This is a genomic window from Streptomyces sp. NPDC030798 (assembly GCF_055572275.1).
In genome coordinates, this window is record NZ_JBVIDR010000008.1 from 134,253 (window position 1) to 153,608 (window position 19,356).

Here is a 19,356-nt window from a genome sequence, read left to right on the forward strand (position 1 = left end):
GTGCCGGCCGCCTCGGCCCCGGACACCGGTCAGTCTCCGGACGGCGCCGGCAACCCCTGCCACGCGGCGGCCCCGGGCCCGCCGTCCCGCACCGCCGGGGGCACCTCCCCCCCGCACCCGCGACGGCCGGTACTGCAACCGGGCGGCCGCGGGTGCAGGATGGAGTCGTGACGCTCACGGACCGGGTACACGCACCCGCTCCGAAGCCGCCCGCCACCCGCGCCTCCGGGCCCGCGGCGAGCGGTGGCCACGCGCCCGCGCGCGCCGCCCGGCCCGCCCGTCATCCGGAGCCCGGTCCCGACCTGGCCCGGATCTTCCGAGGCGCCGAGCGGCCCGCACCCTCTGTGATGCGGTCGCCCCGGCAGGCGAGAGGAGGGAACGGCCGATGACTCGGACACCTCCCACCGCGGTCGCACGGGTGCGGCTGTGGCGCTGGCGGCGCAACCCGCTGCGGCGGCACAGCGATGTCGTCGAGGCCTGGGTCGTGCTCGTCACGTGGGTCCTCGCCGTGCTCGGCGGCGCCTTCGCCGGCTGGGCCGCGGCGCACTCCGTGGACACCTCGCTCGCCGCCCGCCGGGCCCAGGTGCACGCCGTGTCCGCGGTGCTCACCGACGGCGCCGCGCGGACCGCGCCCGCCGGCAGCGGATACGACGACGGCCGGGTGTGGGCCACCGCGCGCTGGACGGCCCCGGACGGCTCCGTGCACACGGACCGCGCGAAGGTCTTCCCGGGCGCCCCGGCCGGCACCCACGTCACGGTCTGGACGGACCGCAGCGGCCGGTCGGTCTCCCCGCCGGCCTCCACGGCGGAGGGCATGCTGCAGACGCTGCTGACCGGCACCCTCGTCGCCCAGGTGACCGGCACTGCGGTGTGGGCCGGCGGCTGGCTGGTGCGCAGCACGCTCGTCCGGCGCCGGCTGGCCGAATGGGACGAGGAGTGGAAGCGGGTCGGGCCCGAGTGGCGCAACTTCAGCGGCGGCGGCCGCTGAGCCGCAATCCCTCGGCGCAGCACACCGGCGTTCACATCACTGAATTACGATCAAGTACAGAACTATTGACGCGCTCATGGCGTCTCCCTACGGTCTGAGAAAGCGCTTTCCACTGCCGTGTTTCCCCTTCCTTCCGGCAGCCGCGTTCACGCACCCGAACCACCGGCGCCGCCGCGCGGGACCACGGCAGGGCACCCGCACCCGCTCAGCCAACCGATCGCTCGGGAGACAAGCCGATGCACCTGAGAGCAGCCATCACGTGCGCCAGCCTCATCACCGGCACGCTCGTCGCGCTGTCCGGCACCACGGCCAGGGCCGCCACCACCCGCTACGAGGCCGAGAGCTCCTCCGCGGTCTGCACGGGCACCATCGACTCCGACTGGAGCGGATACTCCGGCAGCGGCTTTTGCAACGGGACCAACTCGACCAGCGGTTACGTCCAGTTCACCGTGAACGCCGCCACCGCCGGCACCGCGACCCTGAACGTCCGCTTCGCCAACGGCACCACCACGGCCCGCCCCGCGACCGTGACGGTGAACGGCTCCTCCGCCACGGCCACCTCCTTCGAGGCCACCGGCGCCTGGAGCACCTGGGCGACCAAGACGCTCACCGTCCCCGTGCGGGCGGGCAGCAACACCATCCGGTTCACCCCGACCGGCTCCGACGGCCTGGCGAACCTCGACCACCTCGACGTCGACGTGGCGGGCGACACCACGCCGCCGTCCTCCGGCGCCGTGCTGTACGTGTCCCCGAGCGGCACCGACAGCGCCGCCGGGACCCGGTCGAACCCGACGACGCTCACCTCCGCCATCAGCCGCATCACCCCCGGCGGCACGATCTACCTGCGCGGCGGCACGTACAACTACACCTCGACGATCACCATCCCGGTGGGCAGCGACGGAACCTCCGGCGCCCGCACCACCCTCTCCGCCTATCCGGGCGAGAAGCCGGTGCTCGACTTCTCGGCGCAGAGCGAGAACTCCTCGAACCGTGGGCTCCAGCTGATGGCCAACTACTGGCACCTGTACGGCCTCACCGTCCAGCACGCCGGTGACAACGGCATCTACGTCGGCGGCAGCAACAACGTCGTCGAGCGCGCGGTGACGGCGTACAACCGCGACACGGGTCTGCAGCTCGGCCGGATCGCCTCCAGCACCCCCAAGTCCCAGTGGCCGTCCGACAACCTGATCGTCAGCTCCGAGTCGCACGACAACGCCGACTCCGACGGCGAGGACGCCGACGGGTTCGCCTCCAAGCTCACCACCGGCACGGGCAACGTCTTCCGTTACGACGTCTCGCACCACAACATCGACGACGGCTGGGACCTCTTCACCAAGACCGACACGGGGGCCATCGGCCCGGTGACCATCGAGAACTCCCTGTCCTTCGGCAACGGCACCCTGAGCGACGGCAGCCAGAGCGGCAACGGCGACCGCAACGGCTACAAGCTCGGCGGCGACGACATCGCCGTGAACCACGTCGTCCGGCACAGCATCGCCTACAAGAACGGGCACCACGGCTTCACCTACAACAGCAACCCGGGCTCGATGACGATCTCCGACAACGTCGGCATCGACAACACCCAGCGCAACTTCTCCTTCGACGCGGGCACGTCGGTGTTCCGCAACGACACCTCGTGCCGCTTCGCCGCCGGCGGCTCGAACGACAAGACCGTCGGCGACACCGACGGCTCCGACCAGTTCTGGTCCGGCACGAACGGCTCGCGGTGCTCCTCCTACTCGGGCGCCCTGGGCTGGTCGTTCGCCTCGGACGGCACGCTCGTGGTGACCTTCGGCGGAAAGGTCGTCAACCCGTAGCCCCACGGGACGAACGGGGCGGGACGCCGGCATCCGGCGTCCCGCCCCGCATGTGGCGAACTCATGGAGAATTGACGGGAGTTGTAAACGTGACAAGACTTCAACTACCTTCGCAGTGCCTCGCGCAGGCGAAGGAGTCACCTCCCACATCCTTGAACAGAGGCTCATTTTGTCGCGCTCGCAACCAGCCAGAACCCTCGCCGTCCTCGCCGCGACCGCCCTCGCGGGAGCCGCCGCACCGCTGCTCGCGGCCGGTACGGCGAGCGCCACCCCGGACGGAGGGTGCCAGTCCGCCACGGTCCAGTACCGCATCGTCGACGCCGACGGAAAGCCCGTCGGCGCAGACTGGACCTCCCAGGGCGGATTCCACCAGTGGGACACCGTCCCCGGCACCGTCCAGGTCCGGCTCGCCCCGGGGCAGACCGTCGGGGACGGCTGCAAGTACCCCGTCTCCCTGGCCGAGTACACCACCGAGGGTCCGAACTGGTACACCTCCGGCCACCAGACCCTGGTGGACAAGGCCACGGTCTACCTCACCGCCAAGGACGTCGCCGGCCAGGACGACTCCGGCCGGACCTGGCAGAAGCTGACCGTGAAGTCCCCCGACTGCTACGGCCAGATCGACCTCTACGGCGACGACGTCAGCTACGACGGCAAGACCGGCGAGGGGCACGGACCGCTGCCCTACGAGCCGGACAACGTCATCACGCCGTACCACCTGATCGCCGCCTGGAACGGCGGCGAGAAGCCGTGCGCCCCCAGTACCCCGGACAGCCCGAGCCCGTCGCAGCCGACGTCGCCGACGCCGTCCACCCCGGCCACGCCCACGACGCCGGAGCACAGCAAGCCGCCTGCCGGGCACACCCCGCCGACCTCTCCGAAGCCCCCCAAGCCGTCGACGACTCCGCCGACCACCCCGGACGTCCCGCCGCTGCACTCGGCCCCGCCGAGCCCGACGCCGAGCGGGAGCAAGCCGCCGCTCGCGGAGACGGGCGCGAGCGCTCCCGTCGGCCTGCTCGCCGGGGGAGCGGCACTGGTGCTGCTCCTGGGCGCGGGAACGGTGTACGTCACCAGCCGCGCACGCCGTTCCTGACCGCACCGTGCGGGGAGGCCACCGACCGGTGGTCTCCCCGTCGGTTTCCCAGTACCGCAAGTAACATGATCATCTTGTTCCGGGTGTACCAGTCAGTCAACTCGGCGCCGCACTCCCGAGCGGCGCACACCTGCCCGGAGATGACCATGTCCTTCGCCGACGACGCCTTCGAGAACGCGCGCCTCACCTACGAGCAGCACCTGCGGACCTGCCGCCAGTGCCACGCAGACGCCACGCCCTGCGCCGTGGCCAAGCACCTGCTGCGGGCCTACAACAACGCCCGCCGCGACCGCCTGCGGTCCCCGGGACAGCAGGCCTCGACGGCCTGACGGGGCCGGTGGACGGCCGACGATTGCGCGGACGGCCGGGTGCGCTTTTCGGGCCGCCCGTCGCGGGAACCCGGTCGGCTGTCCCGCACCCGAGACGACGGAGGCCGACGTGACCGACCGGCACGGCTCCCAGCCCGACCCCACCACGCGACACGCCCGCCCCGACTTCCCCTCCCAGGACCAGCCGCACCCGGGCTGGACCGGTCCGATGGACCCGCCGCCCGACCACGGCGAGGACTCCTACCGCGGCGCCGCCCGCCTCGACGGGCTGAAGACCGTGATCACCGGAGGGGACTCCGGCATCGGCCGGGCCGTGGCCCTCGCCTTCGCCCGCGAGGGCGCCGACGTGCTGTTCACCCACCTCGCCGAGGAGGAGGACGAGGCACGCGAGACCTCCCGCCTCGTCGAGGAGGCGGGCCGCAAGGCGGTCGCCGTGTCCTGCGACATCCGGGAGGAGAGCAACTGCCGCGCCCTGATCGAGCGGGCGCTCGACGAGTTCGGCCGCATCGACGTCCTCGTCAACAACGCGGCCTACCAGATGTCCCAGCCCGACGGCATCGAGGCGATCAGCACCGAGCAGTTCGACCGGGTGCTGCGGACGAACCTGTACGGCATGTTCTGGCTGACCAAGTTCGCCCTGCCGCACATCCCGGCCGGCGGCAGCGTCATCAACACCACGTCGGTGCAGGCGTACAAGCCCAGCCCGCACCTGCTGGACTACGCGACGACCAAGGGCGCGATCGTCACCTTCACCCACGGGCTGGCCCAGATGGTCGCCGAGCGCGGCATCCGCGTGAACGCGGTCGCGCCGGGCCCGGTGTGGACGCCGCTGATCCCGGCGACCCTGCCCGACACCGCCGAGTTCGGCAAGCAGAGTCCGCTCGGCCGCCCCGCCCAGCCCGCCGAACTCGCCCCGGCCTACGTCTATCTCGCCTCCGACCAGGCGAGCTTCATCACCGGGGAGATCCTCAACGCGACCGGCGGCACCCCGCTGCCCTGAGGCTCAGGCCGCGCCGCTGCCGCCGTACACCCGCGCCACGTTCGCGCGGGGCGCCGGCGCGTGGTGTGCCGCCGGACCCCGGGCGAACGCGCGCAGCAGGTTCTCCGTGGTGCGGGTGACGAACGCCCGGGTCCGGCCGTCCATGCGGTGGTCGCGGCCCAGCTCACCCGTGCCGGCCAGCAGGCCCTCCACCCAGCGCATGGTGCCGGTCGCGAACACCCCGGCGCCGCCCGCGGCCGTGTAGTACGCCGAGTCGCTGTGACTGGGGCGGCCCGCGCACACGACGGGGGAGTGGGCGGTGATCTCCAGGGGACCGGGGGTGGGGAAGGCGGGGGTGACGCGGTCGTACTCGACCCCGACCAGATGGGCGAAGGAGTCGCCGGAGCGCACGCCGGTGCCCTCGTACAGCCAGTGGTCGGCCGCCCGAACGACATAGGGGGCGTCGACGGGATACCCCTCGTACAGGACGCCGGTGAGCGAGGACTCCGGGTCGGGGGCGGGCGGCTCACGGTAGTCGGTGGTCACCAGCGCCGGATCGGTCGCGTAGGCGGGGTCGGCGCGGTAGGAGGTCTTGTAGCAGACCACCGTACGGCCCCCCGCGCGCTCCCCGTCCTCCAGCCGGACCCGGCGGAAGCAGGTGTTGGCGCCGAGGAAGGCGATGTTCGTGCCCGCGTCCCGCGCCCGGGTGACGTACGCACGCTGCTCGGGCGTCCAGTACTCGTCGTGGCCCAGGCAGACGACGGCGTTCGCGCCCCGCAGCACCGAGGGGTCCCGGTGCACGTCCACGCCGGTGGTGTAGGCGAGCGGGACGCCCAGACGCTCGGCCAGGACGACCAGCGCCCGCTCGTAGACCAGGAACTTCTCCGCACCGCTGCCGTCGTAGGGGCGGTCGAAGCTGACCGCCAGCGACCGGGTGGCGTACGCGCCCGAGGAACCGGCATAGAGGCTGTAGCCGCCCCAGCGGTTGTACGCCTGCCAGGTGGCCGGCGCGTGCAGCAGGACCGTGCGGCCCGCGCCCCGGGCCGAGCGCACGATCAGCGGGACGTACCGCTGGTGCCCGGTGTCCGACTCCAGCCGCAGCAGGTAGGCGCCCTCCGGCCAGCCGGCGGTGTCCAGGCTCAGTGTGGCGGGCCAGTCGGCGCGCACGGTGCGGGTGTCCGGCAGCAGCCGCGGGCCGGGCCGGGCCCGGCCGGGTATGCGGGGCGAGGCCCAGACGCGGCGGGCCTGCGCGCCGCCGTACCAGCCGACGCGGAACGCCGAGACACGGAACGAGTCGGCGGTGGTCGACACGTGCAGGGCACACGGCTCGCCCGGGGTCACGCTGACCCGGTCGGTGTAGCCGCACACCGCGTCCGGCGGCCCCGCCGAGCGGACCCGCCAGTCGGCGGTGCCCGGCGCGTCCCGCTCGGCCTCGGGCAGGAGCTGCCGGTCGCGGTGCGGGTGCGCCTGCGGCGGCGCGGGCGTGCAGGCGGCCGCGGTGCCGAGTCCCGCGCCCGCGCACAGGGCCAGGAACCGCCGGCGGGTCGGGTCGTCCGGGCTCAGCGGTGCTGGGGTCATCGCGCCTCCTCGTCCCTCGCCAGGCTCCCGACCCTCCCGACACGCCGCAACCCCGTGCGCGCCCGGGCGACGACGCCGCTCCCCGGCCGGTCCGGCCCGAGACGGGGCCCAGGGCCTGTCTGACCATTCCCGTCCGTCGCCCGACGCCATGCACGCACTCTCGCCGCACCGAGGGCCTGGGGCCGGCACGCCGAGAGCACGCACCTGACGCCGCGCGACCGCCCTTCGGGCAACGACGCGCATGGTCAGACAGGCCCCAGGGCCGGACCCGGGACTGTGCCGGACGGGTGACGCGTCGGCCGACCGGGGGTGAATCCCTCGCCCCTGCGGGCCCGGGCGAGCCGTCCCGGCGCCCGGGATCGGCATAGTGGCGGGCGTCCGCGCACCGCACCAGCAGGAGGACCCGCATGCTCGGCACCGATTTCCGCACCGGGTCGCCGTTCTGGATCGACCTCGCCGCCCCCGACACGGAGGCGGCCGCCGCCTTCTACGGTGCCGTCTTCGGCTGGCAGCTCGTCCCCGCCGGCCCCGAAGCGGGCGGCTACGGCTTCTTCCAGAAGGACGGCAGCACTGTCGCCGCCCTCGGCCGGCTGACCGAGCAGGGCGCCAGGTCGGCCTGGATGACGTACTTCCGCAGCGACGACGTGCAGGCCACCGCCCGGGACGTCGTCGCCGGGGGCGGCAGCGTGCGCAGTGGGCCCCTGAACATGGACGACATCTGGATGGCCCAGTTCACCGACCCCCAGGGTGCCCAGTTCGCCGTGCTGCAGTCGGCGCAGGGCCTGGAGAGGACGTCCGAGGACAACACGCTGGTGTGGGTGGAGCTGCACACCGGCGACCCTGAGGCGGCCGTCGGCTTCTACCACGGGCTGTTCGGCTGGCGCTCCGCCGCGATGACGGCCCCCGGCATGACGTACCGCGTCCTCAGCGTCAAGGAGGGCGACCAGCAGCAGGCGTCCTTCGGCGGCATCGCCGCGCTCCAGGGCGAGCAGGAGGGCGCGCGGTGGGTGCCGTACTTCGCCGTGGCGGACGCGGACGCCCTCGTCGCCCGGGCGCGGGACAACGGCGGCACGGTGATCATGCCCGCCACGGACGTGCCGGACGTCGGACGCATCGCCTGGCTGGCGGACCCGGGCCAGGCCGCGTTCGCCGTGCTCAAGCCGAACCCCCGCCGCACCTGACGGCCGGCCCACGCCCCCCGGTGCGTCATCCGACGGGGTGCGGCAGGCCGCGCGCCGGCCGCCGTACCCCCGGAGCATCCTGCCGCCGCGCCGGGTACGACGGCCTACAGCGGAGGTTCCTCCAGGAGTTCCAGCAACGAGGCCGCGCTCTGTTCCGCCAGCGGTGTGGCCGCGGCCGCGGCCGGGAACAGGCGCCCCCAGGCGCGGGCGCGCCCCAGGGCGCTCAGGCGCCAGGCGAGGCGTACCGCGCGCCGGAGTTCGGCGGCGGTACGGCCGCTGCCCGTCCAGGGTTCGAGGTACGCGTCGCGCAGCCGGGGCAGGACGCCGGGCCCGTACCGGTCGGCCGCCCTGCGCGCCGGGACCCGCAGGCTGCAGAACGGGTGGGAGACGACGGCGTCGCCCCAGTCGAAGAAGGTGTACCGGCCGGGCTCCGGGATGAACAACTGGCCCTCGTGCAGATCGGCGTGGTCGAGCGAGTCGGCGACGCCCAGGGCGGCGAGCTCGGCGCACCAGTCCACGAGGCGGGGCCGGAGCTGGGCGAGCCGTGCCCGTCCCGCGCCCCGCAGAGCCTGGTTGCCGGCGAGCAACTCGTCGAACAGCGCCGGGAGTTCGCCGGTCCGAGCGCTCGGTACGCCCAGCCGCTCGATCTCCGGGGTGTGCGCGGTGACCGCGTGCTGCAGGTGCGCGTACTGGCGCAGCAGGCTCTCCCAGGCGCAGGGCTCGACGCTCGTCCGCTCGAGGACGTCACGGAACAGCGCGCCCCCGTCCGGCAGCAGCAGCCAGCGGCGCTCGGTGTCGACCGCGAGCGGCGCCAGGACCTGGTCCGGCACCCAGCGGGCCAGCGCGGCGGTCAGCGCGCCCTCGAAGCCGCTGGCCGGCGGGTTCGCCTTGAACCAGGCGGCCTCCCCTCCGGCCACGTCCACCCGCACCAGCACCGACCAGGGCCGCAGCCGCACCCACACCGGCCCGGCCATCCGCAGCCCCCGCGCGGTGAGCCCGTCCTCCACCCAGCCGAGCACCGCGCTGCGCCAGCTCTCCTGCTCCCAGGGTGTGACCGTGTCCTCGTACCGCCCCCGGTCCACGGTCACCGTCAGATCATTGCGCATCGCGCCATCCCAGCAGCCCCTACTGCATCCGGCCAGCGGTTTTACGGGTGCTGTCCGGGGTCGTCAGGCTCTTCTCCCCACCGAGCGTGCGGCGGGTGGCCCGAGGCCGCGGCCGGATGCCCAGGGGGCTCAGCTCGACTCCCGCACCACCAGCCGGCACGGAACCGTGTGCGTGCCCGGCGCCGGTGCCTCCGCCTCGATCGCCTCCAGCAGGCGCAGCGCCGCGATCCGGCCGATCTCGGTGAGGTTCATGTCGATGGTGGTCAGCGGCGGCCGGCAGGCCAGCGCCATCGTGTCCCAGTTGTCGTAGCCGACGACGGCGATGTCCCCGGGCACACTGCGGCCCCTCTCCCGCAGGGCGTCCGCCACTCCCCGGGCGATCTGGTCGTTGCCGCAGAAGAAGGCGTCCGTGTCCGGTGCCGTGCGCAGCACCGCGTCGGCGGCGCGCCGCCCCCAGGCCTCGCTCCACTCGCCGAAGTGGACCCGCCCGGTGGCCGGTTCCCGCCCCGCGGCCGCCAGGTGCTCGACCGCGTGGCGGGCGCGGTCGCGGGCCGCCTGGTGGTGCTCCGGGCCGGTGACGTGTGCGATCCGGGCGCGGCCGGTGGCGAGCAGGTGCTCGATCGCGAGACGGGCGCCGCCGCGGTCGTCGGTGACGACGGCGGCGGCGCCGGGGTCGGTGGACGGGGCGAGCGCGTAGACCACGGGGATCGACGGGTCGATCCCGGTCAGCGGCGGGCGCGGATCGGTGCGGCGGCCGGCGACGATGATGCCGTCGACCCGACGGTCGGTCAGGGTGCGCAGATGGTGCTGCTCCCGGATGGCGTCGCCGCGCGTGTCGCACAGCAGCACCGAGATCTTCCCGGCGCCGAGCGCGTCCTCCGCGCCGAGCAGCACCGGGGTGCTGAACCGGCCGATGCCGTCGGTCGTCATCAGGCCGACCGTCCAGCTGCGGCCGCTGTGCAGGCTCTGGGCGTGCTGGTTGGGGCGGAATCCGAGTGCCTCCACCGCGTCCAGCACCCGCTGCCGGGTCTCGGGGCGCATCCGCCCGGAGCCGCTCAGCGCCTTCGACGCCGTGCCCACGCTGACGCCCGCGAGCGCGGCCACGTCGGCGAGCCGGGCCCGGCCGGCGGTGGATGAGTCGGAAACAGAGGCCACGCGCAAACCTTTTCCTCGATGTCCTCGACGATGCCGTCCACCCCCTGGGAGGGCGACGCCACACATCGTGGCAGCGAAGGCGCGGAAGTTCCAGCCCCGAGGGTCAGGTTGAAAAAGTACTGCCACGACTCTTGACCGGGGCTCATGGCTGCCCTGTACTTCTCGGCGAGAAAACGGTTGCTCAAAAAGCGTCGCTGCTTTGCCCTTGAGTCTCCGACCGACGTTCGAGGTATCGAACACCCTCGGTTCCGCAGCACGGTCCCGTCCTGTCACCCACCCCGGAGAGCCATGCACCGCACCCGCTCATCCCTGCCCTCCGCCGCCGGCCCGGTCCGCCTCGGCACGGACGCCCGTGCCGCGCTGCGCCCGGAGGCCGCGGCCATCGAGGCCGGCTTCTGGCACGCACGCCGCGAGACCAACGCCCGCGTCTCGCTCCCGCAGGGCCCGGATCTGCTGGAGTCCGCGGGCAACCTGCACAACCTGCGGCTGGCGGCCGGAACGACCGAGGGCGAGTTCCAGGGCGCCTACCCGTTCGTCGACACCGACGTCTACAAGTGGCTCGAGGCGGCCGCCTGGCAACTCGCCCAGGACAACGACGCCTCCCTCGCCGCCGAGACGGACCGCATCATCGCCCTCGTCGCCGCCGCCCAGCGGCCCGACGGCTACCTCAACACGTGGTTCCAGCTCAAGGAGGACGGCAAGCGCTACGAGGACCTGCGCTGGGGCCACGAGCTGTACTGCGCCGGGCATCTGATCCAGGCCGCCGTCGCCCACCACCGGGCCACCGGCCGGGGTGAACTCCTGGACGTGGCCGTGAAGTTCGCCGACCACATCGACTCCGTCTTCGGACCGCCCGGCAGCGGCAAGCCCCTCGACGGCATCGACGGCCACCCCGAGGTGGAGACCGCCCTGGTCGAGCTGTACCGGGAGACCGGCGAGCAGCGCTACCTCGACCTCGCCGCCTATTTCGTCGACCGCCACGGTCACGGCCTGCTCGGCCACGAGGCCTACTGCCAGGACCGCGTCCCCGTGCGTGAGGCCACCGACGTCGAGGGACACGCCGTACGGCAGCTGTATCTGCTGGCCGCGGCGGCGGACCTGGCGACCGAGACCGGCGACGGCGAACTGCGGGCCGCGGGCGAGCGGTTGTGGCAGGCCATGACCACGACCAAGACCCACGTCACCGGCGGCCTCGGCGCCCACCACGACCGGGAGGACTTCGGCGACCCGTACGAGCTGCCGAACGAGCGCGCCTACTGCGAGACCTGCGCCGCCATCGCCTCCATCCAGTGGAGCTGGCGCCTGGCCCTGCTCACCGGCGCGGCCCGCTACAGCGACCTGATCGAGCGCACCCTCTACAACGGCTTCCTGGCCGGCGTCTCCCTCGACGGCGAACGCTGGCTCTACGTCAACCCGCTCCAGGTCCGCGACGGCCACACCGACCCCGGCGGCGACCAGTCGGCCCGCCGCACCCGCTGGTTCCGCTGCGCCTGCTGCCCGCCCAACGTCATGCGCCTGCTGGCCGGCCTCGAACACTACCTGTCCAGCAGCGACGACCAGGGCCTGCAGATCCACCAGTACGTCACCGGCGGCTACGGCACCGACGGCATCCGCGTCAGCGCCGAGACGGACTACCCCTGGCACGGCGCCATCGCCCTCACCGTCGAGGAGACTCCCGGCGACCGCCCCTGGACGCTCTCGCTGCGCATCCCGCAGTGGTGCCGCACCTTCCGGGTGCGCTGCGCCGGCGACAGCCACGACCACACCGACGCCCCGGTCGCTGACGGCTGGCTGCGGTTGCACCGCACCTGGGCCCCCGGCGACCAGGTCGTCCTGGAACTCGACCTCGAGCCCCGGCTCACCGCCGCCGACCCGCGCGTGGACGCCGTACGGGGCTGCGTCGCCATCGAGCGCGGCCCCCTGGTGCACTGCCTGGAGCAGACCGACCACCCCGGCGGCGGCCTGGACGACATCGTCCTCGACACCACCCGGCCGCTCGCCGTCAAGCACCGCCCCGACCTGCTGGGCGGCATCACCACCGTCGTCGCCGCCGGCCACCGCCGCCGCATCCCCGACCCGGGTTGGTGGCCCTACCGCCCCACCGGCGACGACCCCACCGGCGACGACCCCTCCGGCGCGGACGGCGACCCCGTCGAGCTGACCGCCATCCCGTACTACGCCTGGGCGAACCGCGACGACGGCAGCATGCGCGTCTGGCTGCCCACCTCCTGAGCCCGTCCCCGCCTACGACAACGAGGTCACCCCGTGATATCCACCCGCCGTTCCCTCCTGGCCGCGGTCGCCGCCGTCGGCACCCTCGCCTCCCTCACCGCCTGCGGAGGCGGCTCCGGTTCCTCGGGCTCCGCGTCCGGGGCCGCCTCGGGGACGTACACCTTCTGGGACCCCTACCCCCAGTTCGACGCCTCCTCGCCCTGGGGCAAGCTCGTCGGCGCCTGCGGCACCAAGGCCGGGGTGAAGGTGAAGCGCACCGCCTACGACACCACGGATCTGGGCAACAAGGCGCTGCTCGCCGCGCAGCAGGGCAACGCGCCCGACGTCATGCTCGTGGACAACCCGGTCGTCTCCACGCTGGTCGAGGCCGGCATCCTGAACAAGACCGGCGACCTCGGCATCGACACCAAGTCGATCCAGAAGAACATCATCGGCGCCGGCACCATCGACGGGTCCGCCTACGGCGTCCCGATCGGCGCCAACACGCTCGCCCTGTACTACAACAAGAAGGTCCTGTCCGCCGCTCACGTCGACCCCGCCTCCATCAAGGACTGGGCCTCGCTGACCGCCGCGCTGAAGAAGGTCAAGGCGGCCGGGAAGAAGGGCATCACCTTCTCCGCGATCAACACCGAGGAGGGCAGCTTCCAGTTCCTGCCCTGGTTCTGGGGCGCCGGCGCCGACCTGACCAAGCTGAACTCGGCCAACGGCGTCGCCGCGCTGAACCTGTGGAAGCAGTGGGTGGACGCCGGGTACGCGCCCAAGGACGTGCTGCAGAACACGCAGACCACCAGCTGGCAGGAGTTCGCCACCGGCGACTACGCCTTCGGCGAGAACGGCACCTGGCAGCTCGGCAACGCGGAGAAGGCCGGCTTCGGCTACGGCGTCATCAGCATCCCGACGCAGAACGGCGGTGCGGCACCGGTGCCGACGGGCGGGGAGTTCGTCACCGTGCCCGTGCAGAAGGACACCTCACGCTACGACGTCAGCAAGAAGATCGTCACCTGCCTGACCAGCGACTCCAACCTGCTGCCCACGGACACCACGCTGGCGTACGTCGCCCCGACGGCCGCCGTGCAGGCCCAGCAGGTGAAGCAGAATCCGAAGCTCAAGCCGTGGGTCAAGGCGGTCGCCGCCGCGCGCGGGCGCACCAGCGGCGGCCTGGGCACCAAGTACCCGACCATCTCGCAGCCGATGTGGACCGCCGTCCAGGCCGCCCTGTCCGGCAGCAAGAGCCCGCAGGCCGCCCTGGACACCGCCCAGTCCGGCGCGCAGAAGGGCTAGGAACCACCATGACCATCGCCCGGGTCGACCGCCCGCGGCGGGCCGAGGCCACCGCGTCGGCGAGCGGCACCGGCACCCGGTCCCTGCGCCGCCGCACGCGGCGCAGGACCCGGCTGACCGCGTTCGCCTTCGTCGCGCCGCTCGTCGCCTACCTCGCCGCCTTCTACGTCTATCCGCTCTACCGCAACCTCGACCTGAGCCTGCGCGACTACACCGTCCGCTCGTTCGTGTCGGGCGACGCACCCTTCAGCGGCTGGGACAACTTCCGTACCGTGCTGGACGATCCGACGTTCGGGCCGGCGATGCGCCACACCATGGTCTTCACCCTCGTGTCGATCGTCTTCCAGTACACCATCGGCCTCGCCCTCGCGGTCTTCTTCAACCGGCACTTCCGCCTGTCCACCGTGCTGCGGGCGCTGTTCCTCATCCCGTGGCTGCTGCCGCTGATCGTGTCGGCGTCCACCTGGTCGTGGATGTTCAACAGCGAGTCCGGGGTGGTGAACTACTTCCTGCACTTCTTCGGCGTCGACCCGGTCGGCTGGCTCACCTCGCCCGACTGGGCGCTCACCTCGGTGGTCGTCGCCAACATCTGGATCGGCATTCCCTTCAACCTGGTCATCCTCTACAGCGGCCTGCAGAACATCCCGGCGGAGCTGTACGAGGCGGCCTCGCTGGACGGGGCGAGCGGCTGGCAGCAGTTCCGGCGCATCACCTTCCCGCTGCTGCGCCCGGTGTCCGCGATCACGCTGCTGCTGGGCCTCGTCTACACCCTCAAGGTGTTCGACCTGATCTGGATCATGACCAAGGGCGGTCCCGGCGACGCCTCCTCCACCCTGGCGACCTGGTCGTACCAGCTGGGCTTCGGCACCCTGCTGCCCAAGTTCGGCCCCGGCGCGGCCGTCGGCAACATCCTCATCCTCATCGCCCTGGTCTTCGGCCTGCTGTACGTCCGCGTCCAGAGGAGGCAGGAAGCATGAAGTCCCCTGCGCGGCGCGCCCACTGCACCGTCGCCGGCCTGCTGCTCACGGCGCTGATGCTGTTCCCGGTGTACTGGATGCTGAACGTGTCCCTCACTCCGCAGCAGGACATGCGCAAAAGCCCGCCCGACCTGTTCCCGCTGCACCCCACCTTCGAGGGCTACAAGGCGGTGCTCGACGATCAGTTGCCCTACCTCGGCACCAGCCTGCTGATCGGCCTCGGCACGGTCGTGCTCACCCTGGTCATCGCCGCCCCGGCCGGCTACAGCCTGGCCAAGCTGCGGCCGCGCGGCGGCGGTGCGCTGAGCCTCGCCCTGCTGATCGCGCAGATGGTCCCCGGCATCGTCATGGCGATGGGCTTCTACGGCATCTTCCTCGACCTCGGTCTGCTCAACTCCTGGTGGGGCCTGATCGTGGCCGACTCCACCATCGCCGTGCCGTTCGGCGTCATGATCTTCACCGCGTTCATGTCCGGCATCCCGGGCGAACTCACCGCCGCCGCCCGCATCGACGGTGCCGGCGCCTTCCGCACCTTCTGGTCCGTGGTCCTTCCGGTGAGCCGCAACGCGATCGTCACGGTCTCGCTCTTCAGCTTCCTGTGGGCCTGGTCCGACTTCGTCTTCGCCAACACCCTCGACGGCGGCGGCGACCTGAGGCCGATCACCCTCGGCATCTACAAGTACATCGGCAACAACAACCAGGAGTGGAACGCGATCATGGCCACCGCCGTCGTCGCCTCCGTCCCGGCAGCCGTCCTGCTGGTCCTCGCCCAGCGCTACGTGGCCGCGGGTGTGACCGCGGGCGCGGTGAAGGACTGACCTTCCCCCTTCCCTCCTTCGAGGAGACCCCTTCATGAGCCGCAACCTCGGACACGCACGCCTGACGGCAGCCCTCGGCGCCGCCGCTCTCGCCGCCGCCGGCCTCGCCACCGCCACCCCGGCCCAGGCGTCCCCCACCTCCACGACCACCCTGGTGGTGAACGCGAACCAGACGCTCCGCCCGGTCACCCACGTCGGCACCGGCAGCCTCTACGGCCTCGCCGACGACAGCACCCCCGCGGACAGCCTGGTCACCGCGCTGAAGCCGAACACCTTTGTACAGATGGCGCCGGGCGGCTCCCAGCTGCCCAACGGCGAGCCCAGGCCCGCCGGTGACGCCCTCGTCGTGGCACCGAAGGCGGCCCGCGCGGGCGCCAAGGTGGTCGCACGGATGCCGGACTGGTACCCGGACTTCCCCTACAAGTGGGTCAGCATGAGTGACTGGCTGTCCGCCGTGGACAAGCAGATCGCCGCCGTGCAGTCCTCGGGCGTCACCAACATCTCCGCGTGGGCCATCTGGAACGAGCCCGACGCAAACTGGGACACCGCCAAGGCCGGTCCCTTCGACACCGCTTGGAGCACCACGTACAAGGAGATCCGCTCCAAGGACGCCACCACCCCGATCCAGGGTCCGAGCTTCGCGACGTACACCCGCGCCAAGATGCAGACGTTCCTCCAGGACGCCCTCGCGAACAACGCCGTCCCCGACGTCATCGCCTGGCACGAGCTGCAGACCAGCGCGAACATCGCCTCCCACGTCGCCGACTACCGCGCCCTGGAGTCCAGCCTCGGGCTCAGCCCGCGCCCGATCGACATCGAGGAGTACGGCACCCCGAGCGAGGTCGGCGTGCCCGGGCCGCTGATCGGCTACGCCGCCAAGTTCGAACGGGCCGGCGTCCGCGACGCCGAACTGGCCTTCTGGAACCACTACGGCACCCTCGGCGACACCCTCACCGACACCGGCGGCTCGCCCAACGGCTCCTACTGGGCGTACAAGTGGTACGGCGACATGTCCGGCACCATGCTCGTCACCACGCCCCCGGCGCAGACCGGCATCGACGGCCTGGCCTCCCTCAACGGCTCCCGCAACCAGATCAGCGTCATCGCGGGCGGCTGCACCGGCTCCTGCGCGGTGACCGTCAACGGTTTGAACTCCCTGTCGTCGTTCGGCAGTACGGTTCACGTCAAGCTGGAGTACACGCCCTCGAAGGGCCGCACGACGGCGGTGTCCGGGCCGATCACCATCTCCGACACCGACTACACCGTCTCAGGCGGCTCGATCACCGTCCCGGTGACGATGAACGCCACCGACGGCTACCACATCGTGGTCACCCCGAGCGGCACGTCCGGCTCGCTGGCCGGGCGCTACCAGATCACCAACAAGAACAGCGGCCTGGCCCTGGACACCAAGAACGCCGGCTCCGCACAGGGCACGTCCGTCGTCCAGGCGTCCTCCACCACCGGCACCGACCAGAACTGGACCCTCGTGTCCGCCGGGCGAGGCCTGTACAAGATCGTTCAGCAGGCCGGCGGCATGCTGCTCGGCATCCAGAACATGGGCACCAGCAACGGCGGCACCGCCCTGATCTGGGGTGACAACGGCACCGACGACCATCTCTGGCAGCTCATCCCCTCCGGCGACGGCTACTACAAGATCGCCAACTACAACAGCGGTCTGCTGTTGGGCGTCGACTCCATGAGCACCGCCTCCGGCGCCCAGGTCCTGCAGTGGTCCGACAACGGCACCGCCGACCACCTGTGGAGGCTGACCTCGCGCTGAGGCCCGCTCAGGTACGAGGACGCCCCCGGATGTCGGCCGGGGGCGTCCTCGCGGGCGGCGGTGCCGGTCAGGCCCGCCGCCTGCGGCGCAGCGTCAGGTAGGTGCCGGTGGCGCCGGCCGCGAGCAGGGCGCCCGCGCCGAGCCCGGCCGGCAGGGCCGGGACGCCCGAGGTCTCGGCGGCGGTGTTCTGCATCGCCGGACCGGGCGTGAGGTGCGTGGTCACCGCGGCGACGTGCCGGATCGGGCCCACGGACCTCACCGAACCGTCCCGGTTCAGCAGCACCTGCCGGTTGTTCGGGTGCCGGAAGTCGAACATGCCGCCGAGGGAGCCGGCCGTGGCGTCGAAGGAGTGGTCACCGATGCGGCCGGTGTGCCAGTTGTCCTCGATGAACCGGGTGATCGACGCCTGGTCGGTCAGCGTGTGGTCGACCTTGTTGACCTTGCTGTACGGCGAGATGACCAGCAGCGGCTGGCGGGTGCCCGGGCCGCACCGGTCGGCGTAGCCGCCGGCCGCCTTCGGGCCCTTCTGGCAGGCGGGGCTGTCGGTGGCCTGGCCGTTGGAGCCGGGGGCGGTGTCCGTGGAGCCGTTGCGGGGAGCGACGTAGGCGTGGTCGTACCAGCCGTCGGAGTCGTCGTAGGCGATGACGACGGCCGTGGAGCGCCACTGCGGGGAGCTCTGGATGGCGTTGATCTGCCGGACGAGGAAGTGCTGCTCGTCGATCGGGTCGGAGTACCCGGCGTGGCCGTCCTGATAGGAACCGGCCTTCAGGAAGCTGACCGCCGGCAGCTTCCCCGCCTTCAGGGCGGCGTCGAAGTCGGTCAGGTCGTAGTTGTGGTTGGCCTGCCCGCCGTGGCCGATCTCGGCGACGTCCTTCGGCGGCAGGTGGTGCGGGTTGGCGGTGGACTTGTAGTACGCGAACGGGTTGTGGTGCGGGCTGTAGTCGACGACGGCGGCGCCGCCCACGTTGGTGTGCGTGGTGTCGCACCGGGCGTACGTCCCGTTCCAGGCGGTCGACGGCCGGAAGCCGCCCTGGAACCAGCCCCAGGTCACGTCCTTCGCGTTCAACAGGTCACCGATGTTCCTGCCCTGCATGGCCGCGAGCGCGTTGCTGCTGGTGTGGTCCTTGTTCGAGCAGTCGTCGAAGGCCGGATCGGGGTCGTTGATCATCGTGCCGACGCCCTTCGCGTCGGGCGACTTGACCGCGTACGGGTCGGGGGTGGCCGTCTGTTCGCCGGTCTTCGGGTCCACCGAGATCACGCCGTGCGTGTTGCCGGAGACCAGGTTGATCGCGCCGGGCGTGGAGGGGCCGTAGTTCGAGCTGTAGGACCGGTCGGACAGGGCGTAGTGCTGGGCGTAGTTCCACAGCCCGGTGACGGTGTTGCCGTCGTAGTAGTCCATGACCAGGCCGGGCTCGCCGAACAGGCCGCCGCTGCACTTGTCGACCTCGGTGTTCTGCACGAACCGGTCGGCCCTGCCGCCGTTGTAGGCGTACTGCTCGGGCCCGTACGAATGGTTCTGGTCGCAGGTCATCGCCTGGGCGGGGGAGAGCCGCTTCGGCGCGTACTGGTTGGGGTTCTTCTCCAGCAGCCCGGCGTGGGCCAGGGTGTCGATGTTCTTCGGGGTCTTCTTCGACGCCGTGAACCTCGTGCCGTCGGTGTTGGCGGCCTTGGGGTAGGTGGCGAAGTAGTGGTCGAAGGAGATGTTCTCGTCGAACAGCACGACCACGTGCCGGATCGGCGTCGCGGTCGGGGTGTGCCCGCCGGGGTGGCCGGTGGGCGCCGCCGCCCAGCCGGGCGCCCCGCCGCCGAGGACCGTGAGCGCTGCGGCTGCGGTGAGCACCCCGAGGCTCCTGGTCGCCGCTCTTCTTCCTCTGCTGGCCATGGCGGTCACCCTCCGGACTGGAACGTCGGTGCGTCGTACGAGCACGGATGCTGCTCCCGGCGCGGGGCGCGTCGGCGGAGACATGGTGACGCAGGAGTGAACTCCCCGTCATGGATCCCGGGGCAAAACTTGACGGTGTGTTGACCCGTGTGGCGGACCG

General features: G+C 72.1%; 15 protein-coding genes. 11 read left to right on the forward strand and 4 right to left on the reverse strand.

All coding sequences use genetic code 11. The features are described 5' to 3' along the window. Positions 1-385 precede the first annotated feature (385 nt). The 5 genes from ACZ404_RS19860 to ACZ404_RS19880 all read left to right on the forward strand — a co-directional run bounded on the left by ACZ404_RS19860 (position 386) and on the right by ACZ404_RS19880 (position 5,227). Positions 386-988, forward strand: a complete 603-nt coding sequence (locus tag ACZ404_RS19860; RefSeq protein ID WP_468441606.1) for an Rv1733c family protein — start codon at positions 386-388, stop codon at positions 986-988. A gap of 236 nt (positions 989-1,224) precedes the next feature. Then, positions 1,225-2,805 carry a carbohydrate-binding protein gene (locus tag ACZ404_RS19865; protein ID WP_468441608.1) on the forward strand — a complete coding sequence of 527 codons (1,581 nt, stop codon included), beginning with the start codon at positions 1,225-1,227 and terminating at the stop codon, positions 2,803-2,805. 169 nt (positions 2,806-2,974) lie between these two features. Further along, positions 2,975-3,898 (forward strand): hypothetical protein, encoded by a 924-nt coding sequence (locus tag ACZ404_RS19870; RefSeq protein WP_468441610.1) that lies wholly within the window; start codon positions 2,975-2,977, stop codon positions 3,896-3,898. A 65-nt stretch (positions 3,899-3,963) separates the two neighbouring features. Then, on the forward strand, positions 3,964-4,227 hold the full coding sequence (locus ACZ404_RS19875) for a hypothetical protein (protein ID WP_468441612.1): 264 nt from the start codon (positions 3,964-3,966) through the stop codon (positions 4,225-4,227). Positions 4,228-4,336: 109 nt separating this feature from the next. After that, positions 4,337-5,227, forward strand: a complete 891-nt coding sequence (locus ACZ404_RS19880) for an SDR family oxidoreductase (protein ID WP_468441614.1) — start codon at positions 4,337-4,339, stop codon at positions 5,225-5,227. A 3-nt stretch (positions 5,228-5,230) separates the two neighbouring features. On the opposite strand, the gene ACZ404_RS19885 is transcribed toward ACZ404_RS19880, so the two are convergent. After that, positions 5,231-6,784 carry a N,N-dimethylformamidase beta subunit family domain-containing protein gene (locus ACZ404_RS19885; protein ID WP_468441616.1) on the reverse strand — a complete coding sequence of 518 codons (1,554 nt, stop codon included), beginning with the start codon at positions 6,782-6,784 and terminating at the stop codon, positions 5,231-5,233. A 407-nt stretch (positions 6,785-7,191) separates the two neighbouring features. Here ACZ404_RS19885 and ACZ404_RS19890 point away from each other — a divergent pair, with 407 nt between their 5' ends. Next, a complete protein-coding gene (locus ACZ404_RS19890; protein ID WP_468441618.1) occupies positions 7,192-7,965 on the forward strand; it encodes a VOC family protein in 774 nt (257 codons plus the stop codon). Between the two features lie 104 nt (positions 7,966-8,069). On the opposite strand, the gene ACZ404_RS19895 is transcribed toward ACZ404_RS19890, so the two are convergent. Both ACZ404_RS19895 and ACZ404_RS19900 read right to left on the reverse strand, forming a co-directional pair. Then, entirely contained in the window at positions 8,070-9,071 is a 1,002-nt protein-coding gene (locus tag ACZ404_RS19895) for a phosphotransferase (protein WP_468441620.1), read from the reverse strand. A gap of 129 nt (positions 9,072-9,200) precedes the next feature. Further along, complete coding sequence (locus ACZ404_RS19900; protein ID WP_468441622.1) at positions 9,201-10,226, reverse strand: LacI family DNA-binding transcriptional regulator; 1,026 nt, start codon at positions 10,224-10,226, stop codon at positions 9,201-9,203. A gap of 288 nt (positions 10,227-10,514) precedes the next feature. Between ACZ404_RS19900 and ACZ404_RS19905 the strand changes: the two genes are divergently transcribed. Genes ACZ404_RS19905 through ACZ404_RS19925 form a run of 5 tightly spaced genes read left to right on the forward strand, consistent with a single transcriptional unit; the run spans position 10,515 to position 17,314 of the window. After that, the gene (locus tag ACZ404_RS19905) at positions 10,515-12,458 is read left to right on the forward strand and encodes a glycoside hydrolase family 127 protein (protein ID WP_468441624.1); all 1,944 of its coding nucleotides are present in this window, start codon (positions 10,515-10,517) and stop codon (positions 12,456-12,458) included. 33 nt (positions 12,459-12,491) lie between these two features. After that, complete coding sequence (locus ACZ404_RS19910; protein ID WP_468441626.1) at positions 12,492-13,739, forward strand: sugar ABC transporter substrate-binding protein; 1,248 nt, start codon at positions 12,492-12,494, stop codon at positions 13,737-13,739. An 8-nt stretch (positions 13,740-13,747) separates the two neighbouring features. Beyond that, positions 13,748-14,716: a carbohydrate ABC transporter permease gene (locus tag ACZ404_RS19915; protein ID WP_468441628.1), complete on the forward strand. Its 969-nt coding sequence runs from the start codon at positions 13,748-13,750 to the stop codon at positions 14,714-14,716. Next, entirely contained in the window at positions 14,713-15,534 is an 822-nt protein-coding gene (locus ACZ404_RS19920; protein ID WP_468441630.1) for a carbohydrate ABC transporter permease, read from the forward strand. Before ACZ404_RS19915 ends, ACZ404_RS19920 begins: the two co-directional genes overlap by 4 nt. A gap of 34 nt (positions 15,535-15,568) precedes the next feature. Continuing rightward, positions 15,569-17,314, forward strand: coding sequence for an RICIN domain-containing protein (locus tag ACZ404_RS19925; protein ID WP_468441632.1), 1,746 nt, complete (start codon positions 15,569-15,571; stop codon positions 17,312-17,314). 67 nt (positions 17,315-17,381) lie between these two features. Here ACZ404_RS19925 and ACZ404_RS19930 read toward each other — a convergent pair whose 3' ends face one another. After that, the gene (locus ACZ404_RS19930; RefSeq protein ID WP_468441634.1) at positions 17,382-19,196 is read right to left on the reverse strand and encodes a phospholipase C; all 1,815 of its coding nucleotides are present in this window, start codon (positions 19,194-19,196) and stop codon (positions 17,382-17,384) included. Between the last annotated feature and the right edge of the window lie 160 nt (positions 19,197-19,356).